General features: G+C 59.3%; 12 protein-coding genes. 8 read left to right on the top strand and 4 right to left on the bottom strand.

Annotated features, from left to right (window positions below; translation table 11 throughout):
* The first annotated feature begins 262 nt into the window (after positions 1–262).
* The 4 genes from HX790_RS12045 to HX790_RS12030 all read left to right on the top strand — a co-directional run bounded on the left by HX790_RS12045 (position 263) and on the right by HX790_RS12030 (position 7,461).
* Complete coding sequence (locus HX790_RS12045) at positions 263–2,068, top strand: phenylacyl-CoA dehydrogenase (protein WP_017138032.1); 1,806 nt, start codon at positions 263–265, stop codon at positions 2,066–2,068.
* A gap of 206 nt (positions 2,069–2,274) precedes the next feature.
* Positions 2,275–3,564, top strand: coding sequence for a diguanylate cyclase (locus HX790_RS12040; RefSeq protein WP_017138033.1), 1,290 nt, complete (start codon positions 2,275–2,277; stop codon positions 3,562–3,564).
* Between the two features lie 90 nt (positions 3,565–3,654).
* The gene (locus tag HX790_RS12035) at positions 3,655–5,424 is read left to right on the top strand and encodes an acyl-CoA dehydrogenase C-terminal domain-containing protein (protein ID WP_176991593.1); all 1,770 of its coding nucleotides are present in this window, start codon (positions 3,655–3,657) and stop codon (positions 5,422–5,424) included.
* A gap of 258 nt (positions 5,425–5,682) precedes the next feature.
* The gene (locus tag HX790_RS12030; RefSeq protein ID WP_176991592.1) at positions 5,683–7,461 is read left to right on the top strand and encodes an acyl-CoA dehydrogenase C-terminal domain-containing protein; all 1,779 of its coding nucleotides are present in this window, start codon (positions 5,683–5,685) and stop codon (positions 7,459–7,461) included.
* A 226-nt stretch (positions 7,462–7,687) separates the two neighbouring features.
* Here the strand turns inward: HX790_RS12030 and HX790_RS12025 are convergent, their stop codons facing one another.
* Positions 7,688–8,587 carry a LysR family transcriptional regulator gene (locus HX790_RS12025; RefSeq protein WP_017138036.1) on the bottom strand — a complete coding sequence of 300 codons (900 nt, stop codon included), beginning with the start codon at positions 8,585–8,587 and terminating at the stop codon, positions 7,688–7,690.
* A 209-nt stretch (positions 8,588–8,796) separates the two neighbouring features.
* Between HX790_RS12025 and HX790_RS12020 the strand changes: the two genes are divergently transcribed.
* The 4 genes from HX790_RS12020 to HX790_RS12005 all read left to right on the top strand — a co-directional run bounded on the left by HX790_RS12020 (position 8,797) and on the right by HX790_RS12005 (position 10,874).
* The gene (locus tag HX790_RS12020) at positions 8,797–10,056 is read left to right on the top strand and encodes an aminotransferase class III-fold pyridoxal phosphate-dependent enzyme (RefSeq protein ID WP_176991591.1); all 1,260 of its coding nucleotides are present in this window, start codon (positions 8,797–8,799) and stop codon (positions 10,054–10,056) included.
* A gap of 105 nt (positions 10,057–10,161) precedes the next feature.
* Entirely contained in the window at positions 10,162–10,317 is a 156-nt protein-coding gene (locus HX790_RS12015) for a hypothetical protein (RefSeq protein WP_157786506.1), read from the top strand.
* Positions 10,301–10,621: a DNA-binding transcriptional regulator gene (locus HX790_RS12010; protein ID WP_017138039.1), complete on the top strand. Its 321-nt coding sequence runs from the start codon at positions 10,301–10,303 to the stop codon at positions 10,619–10,621. Before HX790_RS12015 ends, HX790_RS12010 begins: the two co-directional genes overlap by 17 nt.
* A 94-nt stretch (positions 10,622–10,715) precedes the next feature.
* Positions 10,716–10,874, top strand: coding sequence for a YqaE/Pmp3 family membrane protein (locus HX790_RS12005; RefSeq protein WP_003194776.1), 159 nt, complete (start codon positions 10,716–10,718; stop codon positions 10,872–10,874).
* A gap of 5 nt (positions 10,875–10,879) precedes the next feature.
* Here HX790_RS12005 and pqqE read toward each other — a convergent pair whose 3' ends face one another.
* The 3 genes from pqqE to pqqC are packed head-to-tail and all read right to left on the bottom strand — an operon-like array spanning position 10,880 to position 13,027.
* Positions 10,880–12,010, bottom strand: coding sequence for a pyrroloquinoline quinone biosynthesis protein PqqE (gene pqqE, locus HX790_RS12000; RefSeq protein ID WP_370589395.1), 1,131 nt, complete (start codon positions 12,008–12,010; stop codon positions 10,880–10,882).
* The gene (gene pqqD / locus HX790_RS11995) at positions 12,003–12,278 is read right to left on the bottom strand and encodes a pyrroloquinoline quinone biosynthesis peptide chaperone PqqD (protein ID WP_138453885.1); all 276 of its coding nucleotides are present in this window, start codon (positions 12,276–12,278) and stop codon (positions 12,003–12,005) included. Before pqqD ends, pqqE begins: the two co-directional genes overlap by 8 nt.
* Positions 12,275–13,027 (bottom strand): pyrroloquinoline-quinone synthase PqqC, encoded by a 753-nt coding sequence (gene pqqC, locus HX790_RS11990; RefSeq protein WP_176991589.1) that lies wholly within the window; start codon positions 13,025–13,027, stop codon positions 12,275–12,277. The genes pqqD and pqqC overlap by 4 nt, the downstream gene beginning before the upstream one ends.
* Positions 13,028–13,034 lie beyond the last annotated feature (7 nt).

Genomic DNA, 13,034 nt, shown 5'->3' with positions numbered 1-13,034 from the left:
TGTATCGCAGGCAAGCCAGCTCCCACACAAGCCAGCTCCCACATTGTCCTGTGTCATCTCGTTGAACTTCTAAACTCCTTTTAAGCGTGGCATCCCGCCGCAGGCCTTGCCGTGCGTGGCATTGATGCGCGTCATGACAAACGGCTTCGGCGCGATGCTTGACAACCTCAGGTCGTAAACGTATGTTTCAAACACCTGTTTGACCGCCATAACAAATCCACGCGGTTGTTCATCCCAGATACATCAGCAGAGGTTTATCGCTATGCCTGACTACAAGGCCCCCTTGCGTGATATTCGCTTCGTTCGTGACGAACTGCTCGGTTATGAAGCGCACTATCAGAGCCTGCCGGCTTGCCAGGACGCTACTCCGGACATGGTTGACGCCATTCTTGAGGAAGGCGCCAAGTTCTGTGAGCAAGTGCTGGCACCGTTGAACCGCGTGGGTGACATCGAAGGGTGTACCTGGAGCGAGTCAGGCGTAAAAACCCCTACTGGTTTCAAAGAAGCCTACAAGCAGTTCGTCGAAGGCGGCTGGCCAAGCCTGGCCCACGACGTGGAGCACGGTGGCCAAGGCCTGCCGGAATCCCTGGGCCTGGCCGTGAGCGAGATGGTCGGCGCCGCCAACTGGTCGTGGGGCATGTACCCTGGCCTGTCCCACGGTGCGATGAACACCATCTCCGAGCACGGCACCCCGCAACAGCAAGACGCTTACCTGACCAAGCTGGTTTCGGGTGAGTGGACCGGCACCATGTGCCTGACCGAGCCGCACTGCGGCACCGACCTGGGCATGCTGCGCACCAAGGCCGAACCTCAGGCTGATGGTTCCTACAAAGTCTCCGGCACCAAGATCTTCATCTCGGCCGGTGAACACGACATGGCCGACAACATCGTCCATATCGTACTGGCCCGCCTGCCGGACGCACCGGCCGGCACCAAGGGTATTTCGCTGTTCATCGTGCCTAAATTCCTGCCGAACGCAGACGGCTCGATCGGCGAGCGCAATGCGGTGACCTGTGGTTCCCTGGAACACAAGATGGGCATCCACGGTAACGCCACCTGCGTGATGAACTTCGACGCGGCCACCGGTTTCCTGATCGGCCCGGCGAACAAAGGCCTGAACTGCATGTTCACCTTTATGAACACCGCTCGCCTGGGCACCGCGCTGCAAGGCTTGTCCCACGCCGAGATCGGCTTCCAGGGCGGCCTGAAATACGCTCGCGACCGCCTGCAAATGCGCTCGCTGACTGGCCCGAAAGCGCCGGACAAAGCCGCTGACCCAATCATCGTGCACCCTGACGTGCGCCGCATGCTGCTGACCATGAAAGCCTTCGCTGAAGGCAACCGTGCGATGGTGTACTTCACCGCCAAGCAAGTGGACATCGTCAAGTACGGCACCGACGACGAAGCCAAGAAGCAAGCCGACGGCCTGCTGGCGTTCATGACCCCAATCGCCAAGGCGTTCATGACCGAAGTCGGTTTTGAATCGGCCAACCACGGCGTGCAGATCTACGGCGGCCACGGCTTTATCGCCGAGTGGGGCATGGAGCAGAACGTTCGTGACAGCCGCATTTCGATGCTGTACGAAGGCACCACCGGCATCCAGGCACTCGACTTGCTGGGCCGTAAAGTGCTGATGACTCAAGGCGAAGCGCTCAAGGGCTTCACCAAGATCGTGCACAAGTTCTGCCAGGCCAACGAAGGCAACGAAGCCGTTAAGGAATTCGTTGCACCGCTGGCGGCACTGAACAAAGAGTGGGGCGAGTTGACCATGAAGGTCGGTATGGCCGCGATGAAAGACCGTGAAGAAGTCGGTGCCGCCTCGGTGGACTACCTGATGTACTCCGGCTATGCGTGCCTGGCTTACTTCTGGGCCGACATGGCACGCCTGGCTGCTGAAAAACTGGCTGCCGGCACCACCGAAGAGGCGTTCTACACCGCCAAGCTGCAGACGGCGCGCTTCTACTTCCAGCGCATCCTGCCGCGTACCCAGACCCATAAGGTCACCATGCTGTCGGGCGCCAACAACCTGATGGACATGAAAGAAGAAGACTTCGGCCTGGCTTACTAAGCCCTGCCGGTCTCCTGAAAACCGCCGCTTCTTTTGGAAGCGGCGGTTTTTTTATGTGCGGCGATAAAAAACACAGCACAGCACTCAGGGATTGCGCCTGGCTGCCGTTACAGTGATGGCAATGTGATACAGGTCACATTGAATGTGCTTAACTGTGCTCAGTGAAGGCACTGTGCCATCTTTCTGGGCGGGTCGGAGCTTTACCCTTGTCACGCGTGTCCGCTGTACGGTTCAGTCATTTTCTCCCTTCGTTGCTGCTGTTGCTGGCCGGGCTCTCGGCTGCGTATGTCAAAGACCTCAGCGTGTTCTTTACCTCGCTGTTCAATGTGCTGCCGACCTTGGTGCTGTTGCTCGGCGGCGCGTACTGCGCGGTGTATCGGCGCCAGCGTGAGCTGTTTCTGATGATCACGGTGTACGTCGTTTACTTCCTGCTTGACACCCAGACCGATTATTACCGCGATAACGGCCGCGTCCGTGAAGACGCCGCGGTGGTGTTCCATCTGTGTTGCTTGCTGTTGCCGTTGCTGTTCAGCATTTACGCGCTGTGGCAGGAGAAAACCCACCTGTTCCGCGACTTTGTGGCGCGCTGCGCCGTGCTTTTTGCGTTTGGCAGCGTAGCCCTGGCGCTTGAGCAGAGTTTCCCCCAAGCCTTGCTGAACTGGCTGGCGGAGATTCGCTGGCCGGCGCTGCATGGCAGTTGGATGAGCCTGATCCAGCTGTCGTACCCGATGTTCCTGATTGGTTTTGTCACCCTGGCGGCGCAGTACTGGTATCAGCCGCGGCCCTTGCACGCGGCGCAACTGGTGGGTTTGCTGGGGCTGTTCTGGATGTTGCCGCAAACCTTTATCCTGCCGTTCACGCTGAACATCATGTGCAGCCAGGTAATGCTGATGATTGCCGCCGGCGTGGCGCACGAGGCTTATCAGATGGCCTTTCGCGATGAACTCACCGGCTTGCCGGGGCGGCGCGCGCTCAATGAGCGCATGCAACGGTTGGGGCGCAATTATGTGTTGGCAATGAGCGACGTCGATCACTTCAAGCGCTTTAACGACACCCACGGCCACGATGTCGGTGACCAAGTGCTGCGGCTGGTGGCCAGCAAATTGTCGAAGGTCAATGGCGGTGGGCGTGCCTATCGTTATGGCGGGGAAGAGTTTGCCGTGGTGTTCGCCGGCAAGACGTTGGACGAGTGCATGCCGCACCTGGAAGAGATTCGCGAGATCATCGCCAACTACGCCATCAAGCTGCGCAACCCGGACCGTCCCCACGACGACCAGCAGGGCCGCCAACGCCGGGTGGGCAGTGGCGCCTCGAGTGTGTCGGTGACGGTCAGCATCGGCGTGGCCGAGCGCCAGGTCGAGCAGCGCACGCCTGAAGAAGTGCTCAAGTCCGCCGATCAGGCGCTCTACGCGGCCAAGGGCGCGGGGCGTAACTGCGTGGTCGCTGCCGGGCAAACCCGGCGCGGCGCGGTGCGCATGGAGAGCGCTGCCGGTTGAGTGATGGCGGTGTATTCAGCGGTTCTACAGTGATTGTTCGAGGCGATGACCGGCAGTAGGTTGAAAGTATCTGCTGCCGGAGACATTGCCATGCCTGAGTACAAAGCTCCCCTGCGCGACATGCGCTTTCTGATCGACAACGTGTTTGATTTTCACGGCCACTACGCCGCCTTGGGCGCCACCGACGCGAGCCCGGATATGGTCAGCGCGATTCTCGAAGAAGGCGCCAAATTCTGCGAAAACGTGCTGTCGCCGCTCAATCGCAGTGGCGATGAAGAAGGCTGCCACTTCGACAATGGCGTGGTCACCACGCCCAAGGGCTTCAAGGAAGCTTTCGCCCACTACGTGGAAGGCGGCTGGCATGGCGTGGCGGCGGACCCGGTCTACGGTGGCCAGGGCTTGCCGCTGTCCCTGGGCCTGGTGCTCAGCGAAATGATCGGCTCCAGCAACACCTCCTGGGGCATGTACCCGGGTCTCACCCACGGTGCAATGTCGGCGATTCACGCCCACGGCACTGAAGAACAGAAAGCCACCTACCTGACCAAACTCACCGCCGGCGAATGGACCGGCACCATGTGCCTCACCGAAGCCCACTGTGGCACTGACCTGGGTTTGATCAAGACCCGCGCCGTGCCCCAGGCGGACGGCAGTTACGCGGTCACCGGCAGCAAGATCTTTATCTCGGCCGGCGAGCACGACATGAGCGCCAATATCATTCACTTGGTGCTGGCCAAACTGCCGGACGCCCCGGCGGGCACCAAAGGTATCTCGTTGTTTATCGTGCCCAAGTTCCATGCCGATTCAGGCGAGCGCAACGCGGTGCACTGTGGTTCCATCGAGCACAAGATGGGCATCAAGGCCTCGGCCACCTGCGTGCTGAACTTCGACGGCGCCAAGGGCTTTTTGATTGGCGAGGCGAACAAAGGCCTCAATTGCATGTTCACCATGATGAACCACGCGCGACTGGGCACTGGCATGCAGGGTTTGTGCAATGGTGAGGCGAGTTTCCAGGGCGCGATCAAATACGCCAACGACCGCCTGCAAATGCGCTCGCTGACCGGCGCCAAGGCCCCGGATAAAGCCGCTGACCCGATCATCGTGCACGCCGACGTGCGGCGCATGTTGCTGACCATGAAGGCCTTCAATGAAGGCAATCGGGCGCTGACCTACTTCACTGCCCAACTGCTCGACACCGCGCACTTGAGCAGTGACGCCGCCCAACGCCAGGAGGCCGAAGATCTGTTGGCGTTCCTCACACCTATCTGCAAAGCCTTTATGACCGAAACCGGGCTGGAGGTGACCAACCACGGTATGCAGGTGTTCGGTGGCCATGGCTACATTCGCGAATGGGGCATGGAGCAACTGGCGCGTGATGCGCGGATTGCGCCGATCTATGAAGGCACTAATGGCATCCAGGCGCTCGACTTGCTGGGCCGTAAGGTCCTGGGCAGCCAGGGCAAGTTGCTGCGCGGGTTTACCAAACTTGTGCATAAGTTCTGCGCAGCGAATGCCGAGCACCCGCAGCTCAAGGCCCATGTTGAGCAGCTCAACCAACTGAACCAGCAATGGGGCGAGCTGACGATGAAGGTCGGCGTGGCTGCCATGAAAAACCCGGATGAAGTGGGCGCGGCGGCGGTGGATTACTTGATGTACAGCGGTTACATCATTCTGGCGTACCTGTGGTTGCACATGGCCATTGCGGCCCAATCGCATGACGACGCAGCGTTCGCCCAAGCCAAATTGGCCACCTGCGATTTCTACTTCAAGCGCTTGTTGCCGCGTACTGCAACGCACCGCGCCGCTGTGGAGGCGGGCAGTGAGTGCCTGATGAGCTTGCCTGCGCAGTTGTTTGCGCTTTAGGCGCGATTGATTCACTGCGGTCAAAATGTGGGGCTGGCTTGCCTGCGATGGCATCAACTCGGTGTAACTGATAAACCGAGGTGCCCGCATAGCAGGCAAGCCAGCTCCCACAGAAGTCCATATTGGATTCGTGATGTGACCATTAAATACCTAATGGTCACTAACGGACCCTATGTGTCTCAAATGTTGTTCGGTTACACTCGAAGCCTGTAAAACCGATCCTATCGAATCACTTTTCCTGTTCTCACGAGGTTTGCCATGGCTGATTACAAAGCGCCGCTGCGTGATATGCGCTTCGTCCTCAACGAAGTTTTTGAGGTCGCCAACACCTGGGCCCAATTGCCGGCATTGGCAGACACCGTAGATGCCGAAACCGTTGAGGCGATCCTTGAAGAAGCCGGCAAGGTCACGGCCAAATCCATCGCGCCGCTCAGCCGTAATGGCGACGAGCAAGGTTGCCGTTGGGCGGACACTGCCGTCAGCACGCCGGATGGTTTCCCACAGGCTTATAAGACCTACGCCGAAGGTGGCTGGGTGGGCGTCGGCGGCGACCCGATCTTCGGCGGCATGGGCATGCCCAAGGCCGTCTCGGCGCAGGTTGAAGAGATGATCAACTCATCGAGCCTGGCGTTTGGCCTGTACCCGATGCTGACCTCCGGCGCCTGCGTCTCCATCAACACCCACGCCAGCGAAGCGCTCAAGGCTACCTACCTGCCGAAAATGTATTCGGGTGAGTGGGCCGGTTCCATGTGCCTGACGGAAGCGCACGCCGGGACTGACCTGGGCATTATCCGCACCAAGGCTGAGCCTCAGGCGGACGGGTCCTATACCATCAGTGGCACCAAGATCTTTATCACCGGCGGCGAGCATGACCTCACCGACAACATCATCCACCTGGTGCTGGCCAAACTGCCGGATGCACCGGCCGGGCCAAAGGGCATTTCGCTGTTTCTGGTGCCGAAGTTCATGGTCAATGCCGACGGCAGCCTGGGCGCGCGCAACCCGGTGAGCTGCGGCTCCATCGAACACAAGATGGGCATCCAGGCATCCGCGACCTGCGTGATGAACTTCGATGAAGCCGTGGGTTACCTGGTGGGCGAACCGAACCGTGGGTTGGCGGCGATGTTCACCATGATGAACTACGAGCGTTTGGGTGTGGGTATCCAGGGCCTGGCGTCGGGTGAGCGCTCTTATCAAAACGCGATTGAATACGCGCGCGACCGTCTGCAAAGCCGCTCGCCGACCGGCGCCCAGGCCAAGGACAAAGTGGCCGACCCGATCATCGTGCACCCGGATGTGCGCCGCATGTTGCTGACCATGAAAGCCTCGAACGAAGGTGGTCGTGCGTTCTCCACCTATGTGGCCACGCAATTGGACATCGCCAAGTTCAGTGAAGATGCCGCCGCTCGCGAACGTGCAGACAACCTGGTGGCGCTGCTGACACCTGTTGCCAAGGCCTTCCTCAGCGACCTTGGCCTGGAAACCACCGTGCTCGGCCAGCAGATCTTTGGCGGCCACGGCTACATCCGCGAGTGGGGCCAGGAGCAGTTGGTGCGGGATGTGCGCATCACGCAGATCTACGAAGGCACCAACGGCATTCAAGCGCTGGACTTGATGGGGCGCAAGATCGTTGGCAGCGGCGGGGCGTTCTACACCTTGTTCGCTGACGAGATCCGCCAGTTCATCGCGGCTTCAGGCGCCGAGTTGAGCGAGTTCACCCAACCGCTCAGCGCTGCCGTGGATAACCTGGATGAGTTGACCGCCTGGGTGCTGGACCGCGCCAAGACCAACCCGAATGAAATCGGCGCGGCGTCGGTTGAGTACCTGCACGCCTTTGGCTACATGGCCTATGCCTATATGTGGGCGCGCATGGCCAAGGCCGCGCTGGGCAAAGAGGCTGAAGAAGACTTCTACGCCAGCAAGCTGGGTACCGCGCGCTTCTACTTTGCCCGCCTGCTGCCGCGCATTCATTCACTGAGTGCGTCGGTAAAAGCCGGTAGCGAATCATTGTTTTTGCTGGATGAAGCACTGTTCTAAGGGCTTGGAGGGCGTGTAAGCATTCTCTTACATGACGTGCTGCTATTCGTCCTCTATCGCCAAATTGGATCCACGGATAATCTACTTCACATGGACGTCGCGCAGGAAGCGCAAAGCAACAACACGGACACGTAGGATTCTGCCAGGATGGCGGAGTGAAATGGATGTCAGGGAAACAGTCTGCAAAGCCCCGCTTCGGCGGGGTTTTCTTTTGCCCGCGAAAAAGTCAGGCGCCTGCCTGTGGGGCATTCATTACGTCTTCGAGCAGGGTGCGCAACAACGCCACCGTCGCTTGTTGGCGCTGCACATCGCGGCACACCAACCCCACTTTCAGCGGCACCCTGGGTTCACTCAAGGGCTTCCACAGCAGTGCCTTGCTGTTGTGTTCATCCTGGGAGCGCCCCGGCAATACGGTGGCGAGCTGGGTATGAGGCAGGCTGTCGAGAATCCCTGCCATCGTATTCAACTCCGCCTGCACTTGTGGCCGTCGTCCTAAATTGGATAACTGGCCTTGCCAGATCTGGCGCACCTGAAACTCTTCCCCCAACAGCAGCATCGGCAACTCCGCCGCCTGTTTCAGCGAGACTTTCTTGAATTCCCGCAATGGATGGTCTTCGGGGATGACGACCTTCAGTTCATCTTCGTACAGCAACACGCCGGTTAACCCCGGCTGACGGGGAGGCAAGTAGCTGATGCCGATATCCAGCGAACCGTTGAGCAAACGCCGCTCAATTTCAATCCCGGTCAACTCATAGATCTGCACCACCAGATGCGGTTGGGCTTTGCGCACGCGCTCGAGCATCTGCGGGACCAGGCTGGTGTGCACGGTTTGCAGCACGCCAATGGCCAAGGTGCGCATCGCCTGGCCCTTGAAGTTGCGCAAGGCCTCGACGGCTTGCTGCATGCCGTCGATCAGCGGCAAGGCGTGGTTGTACAAGGTGTGTGCCGCCAGTGTCGGCAACAGGCGCTTGCTGCTGCGCTCGAACAGGCTGACATCCAGGTTCTGCTCCAGCTGGCGAATCTGTTGCGACAAGGCCGGTTGCGAGATCGACAAACGCTCGGCGGCACGGCCCACGTGGCCTTCCTCATACACCGCGACGAAATAACGCAGTTGCTTGAAATCCATAAGACTTACTTATCGAAAAAGCTGGAAAATCGAAATGGCCGATGGCCCCTCGGACGCCTAGTCTAGCGCCTATTCGCAGGGCTTACAGGGCCGGATCGGGCAATGAACAGCGTTTATGTTGATAGCATTTACATAGGCAAGGCAAAAAACCTCAAGGGTGTGTTTGTACGGGGCGTCGACCAAGGCCCGGTTGCTATTGGGGGTGAGCTGTGAATCTGTTTCGTCGCCCTGCGCCGAGCCTGGACGATTTGATCGTGAACGCGCGCCATGACGGCTTCAGTAAATCCCTGATGCCGACTGTGGCAAGGCCCGCGCAGGTGTTTGTGCGTGGCCAGGGCTCCTGGCTCTGGGACAGCGACGAGCGCGCCTATCTGGATTTCAGCCAGGGCAGCGCCGCCAACAGCCTCGGTCATAGCCCGCAGGTATTGATCAAAGCCCTGGCCGATCAGACTCATATGCTGATCAACCCTGGCAACGGCCTGCACAACCGCGCCCAACTGAACCTCGTCGATCGGCTGTGCGATCACACCGGCAGCGACCAGGGTTACCTGCTCAACAGCGGCTCGGAAGCCTGTGAAGCCGCGATCAAACTGGCGCGTAAATGGGGTCAGCTGCATCGCGGTGGTGCCTATCACATCATCAGCGCCAGCAGCGGTTGTCATGGTCGAAGCTTTGCGGCATTGGCAGCCTCGGCTAATGCTGGCGGCAACCGTTTTGAGCCGCAACTATCGGGCTTCAGCCATGTGCCCTTCAACGATTTGCCGGCGCTGCATGCAGCCGTCGATGCCCAAACAGTTGCCATCATGTTGGAGCCGATCCAGGGTGAAGCTGGCGTCATTCCCGCTACCGAGCACTATTTGAAGGGCGTCGAGCGCCTGTGCCGCGAACTGGGGATCCTGCTGATCCTCGATGAAGTGCAAACCGGCATTGGCCGTTGCGGCAGCCTGCTGGCTGAACAACAGTACGGCGTGCGTGCCGACATCATCACCCTCGGCAAAGGCTTGGGCGGCGGTGTGCCGTTGGCGGCGTTGCTGGCGCGCGGCAAGGCTTGTTGTTTCGAAGCGGGGGAACTGGAGGGTACGCATCACGGCAATGCTTTGATGGCGTCTGCCGGTACAGCCGTACTCGACGTCGTGTTGGAAAGCGGTTTTCTTGAACAGGTACGCGAATCCGGCCTGTACCTGGGAGAAGGCCTTGCCCGGCTGGCCTATCGATACGGCCATGGGCAACTACGCGGCAACGGACTCCTGTGGGGCCTGACGCTGTCAGATGATTCTGCGGATGCGGTGGTAAAGGCTGCATTGCACGAAGACCTGATCCTTATCGCCCCGCAACCCGACTGTTTGCGTTTTACTCCAGCCTTGAACGTCAGCAAAAGCCACATCGACGAAATGCTCCTGCGCCTGGCGCGCGCGTTCTCCCGCGTGCGTACCGCCCAACTGCAATGTCGCAAGGGCATCGCCGTTTAACCTCTTATTCCTGAACCGTCTCGCGGCATACGCGGCGCCTCCAGCCTGATTCTTTTGGCTGGGGGCGTTTTTTTGTTCGTGAAATTTTTGGATTGAAAACGTTGATTGAGCATCCGTGAAAACAATGGCTTTATCAGTCAAAAAGATTTGATTTGGTTTCGGGCGATGGCAAAAACTTATGAAAGCTTAAACGACACACAAGTCCAGCAATTACTGGATTTAAGGGAGTTTGTGGAGATTCATCATGATCAAAAAATATGAAAGTGAAGCGCTGGAGTCGATTCATAAATCTGCCGTAGCACTTCATTCAATTGGAGCAATCAGCAAAACCACCCTCCGAGAATATGACGAAGCGTGCTTATCGGCCGTCCCTGAACAAATTCCGGCCGAGCAGATCAAGCAGCTGCGTGAAAGCAGTCATGTCAGTCAGCCCGTTTTCGCTCGCTACCTCAACACCAGCGCCTCCACCGTGAAAAAGTGGGAGTCCGGCGAAAAACAACCCAGCGGCATGGCGCTCAAGTTACTGAGCATCGTACAGAAACACGGCCTGGAGATTCTGGCCTGAAGATGGCCCAATGCCAGATCCCACTGAACCCTCACGAACGCCCAAGGTCGATTAGCTACACGGCTCACACGAGCCGATTTTTTGGAGCTTACCCATGGACATCATTCGTATCATCATCGCTATCCTGCTGCCGCCATTGGGTGTGTTCCTGCAAGTGGGTTTCGGCGGCGCGTTCTGGCTGAACATCCTGCTGACCCTGTGCGGTTACTTCCCCGGTATCATCCACGCGGTGTACATCATCGCCAAGCGCTGAGGCCGTCAGCCTTTTGCGATGAGCCGTGAATTGCGCTCGTTGCGAAAGGCCAACTGCTCGATGGTCTGGGTGGCATGCTCGGCTTCTTCCCGCGCCTTGAGGATGATGCCGTGCTGCTCGGACTTGCTGCACACCGGGTCGGCATTGCTCGCATCGCCCGTGAGCATGAACGCCTGGCAACGGCAGCCGCCGAAGTCCTTTTCCTTTTCATCGCATGAACGGCACGGCTCGGGCATCCAGTCGTAGCCGCGAAAGCGGTTGAAGCCAAACGAGTCGTACCAGATTTGCTGCATGCTGTGGTCGCGCACATTGGGAAATTGCACCGGCATCTGTCGGGCGCCGTGGCAAGGCAGGGCGGTGCCGTCCGGCGTCACTGTCAGAAAGATGCTACCCCAGCCGTTCATGCAGGCTTTCGGGCGTTCCTCGTAGTAATCCGGTGTCACGAATATCAGCTTGCACGGGTGGCCTTCGGCTTCGAGCTTGGCGCGGTATTCGTTGGTGATGCGTTCGGCGCGTACCAGTTGTTCCCGGGTCGGCAGCAAGCCCACACGATTGAGCTGCGCCCAGCCGTAGAACTGGCAAGTGGCGAGTTCGACGAAGTCTGCCTCCAGTGCGATGCACAGCTCGATAATGCGGTCGATCTTGTCGATATTGTGCCGATGGGTAACGAAATTCAGCACCATCGGATAGCCGTGGGCCTTCACCGCGCGGGCCATTTCCAGCTTTTGCGCGAAGGCTTTTTTCGAGCCGGCGAGCAGGTTGTTCACCTGTTCATCGCTGGCCTGGAAGCTGATCTGGATGTGGTCCAGGCCCGCCTTCTTGAAGTCGCTGATCTTCTGCTCGGTGAGACCGATGCCCGAGGTGATCAGGTTAGTGTAGAAACCCAGCTTGCGCGCCTCGGCGATCAGTTCGGCAAGGTCCTGGCGCACCAGCGGTTCACCGCCGGAAAACCCCAGTTGCGCGGCGCCCATTTCCCGCGCTTCGCGAAACACCTTGATCCACTGCTCAGTGCTCAGCTCTTTACCCTGCTCGGCAAAATCCAGCGGGTTGGAGCAATACGGGCACTGCAACGGGCAGCGATAAGTCAGCTCGGCGAGCAGCCACAGTGGCAGGCCGATCGGTGGCTTTTCAGGCAAGTTCGATCCAGTGCTCAGCACGGGCGACCTCCATGAAATCCTCAATGTCTTGACCGAGTTCAGGCACGCCGGGGAATTGTTTATCCAGCTCGGCGATGATGGCGGCCACGTCGCGCTCGCCGTCGATCAGCCCGCCGATCAAGGCGGCGCTGTCGTTGAGCTTGATCATGCCTTCGGGGTAGAGCAACACGTGGCCTTTTTGCGCGGGCTCGTACTGGAAACGATAGCCCTGGCGCCAGGTTGGTGTTTTGCTGCGATCAAAGCTCATAGGGTGATCCCTTTATGCCAGACCCGCTGCTCGGTCACGCTGTGATACGGCGGGCGTTTGAGTTCGTAGGCCATGCTCATGGCATCCAGCATGCTCCACAGAATGTCGAGTTTGAACTGCAGGATTTCCAGCATGCGTTCCTGGCCTTCGCGAGTGGTGTAGTGCTGCAGCGTGATCGCCAAACCATGCTCTACGTCGCGACGGGCCTGGCCGAGGCGGGTGCGGAAATACTCATAACCGGCCGGGTCGATCCACGGGTAGTGCTGCGGCCAGCTGTCGAGGCGCGACTGGTGGATCTGCGGCGCAAACAGTTCGGTCAGCGAGCTGCTGGCAGCTTCCTGCCAGCTGGCGCGGCGGGCAAAGTTGACGTAGGCATCCACCGCAAACCGTACGCCGGGCAGTACCAGCTCCTGGGAGCGCAACTGGTCGGGGTCGAGGCCGACGGCCTGGCCCAGGCGCAGCCAGGCTTCAATACCGCCGTCTTCACCGGGCGCGCCGTCGTGGTCGAGCAGACGCTGGATCCACTCACGGCGGATCTTACGGTCGGGGCAGTTGGCCAGGATCGCAGCGTCTTTGAGCGGGATGTTCACCTGATAGTAGAAACGGTTGGCGACCCAGCCCTGAATCTGCTCGCGGGTGGCGCGGCCTTCATACATCGCCACGTGGTACGGGTGATGGATATGGTAGAACGCGCCCTTGGCCCGCAGGGCGGCTTCGAACTCGGCGGTGGTCAACGGTGTGTCAGTCACTTCGTCT

It is taken from the genome of Pseudomonas sp. IPO3747 (genome assembly GCF_013385245.1).
Classification (GTDB): domain Bacteria; phylum Pseudomonadota; class Gammaproteobacteria; order Pseudomonadales; family Pseudomonadaceae; genus Aquipseudomonas; species Aquipseudomonas edaphica.
Note: the sequence above shows the minus strand (reverse complement) of the source record. Positions and strands in the feature narration are given on the sequence as shown.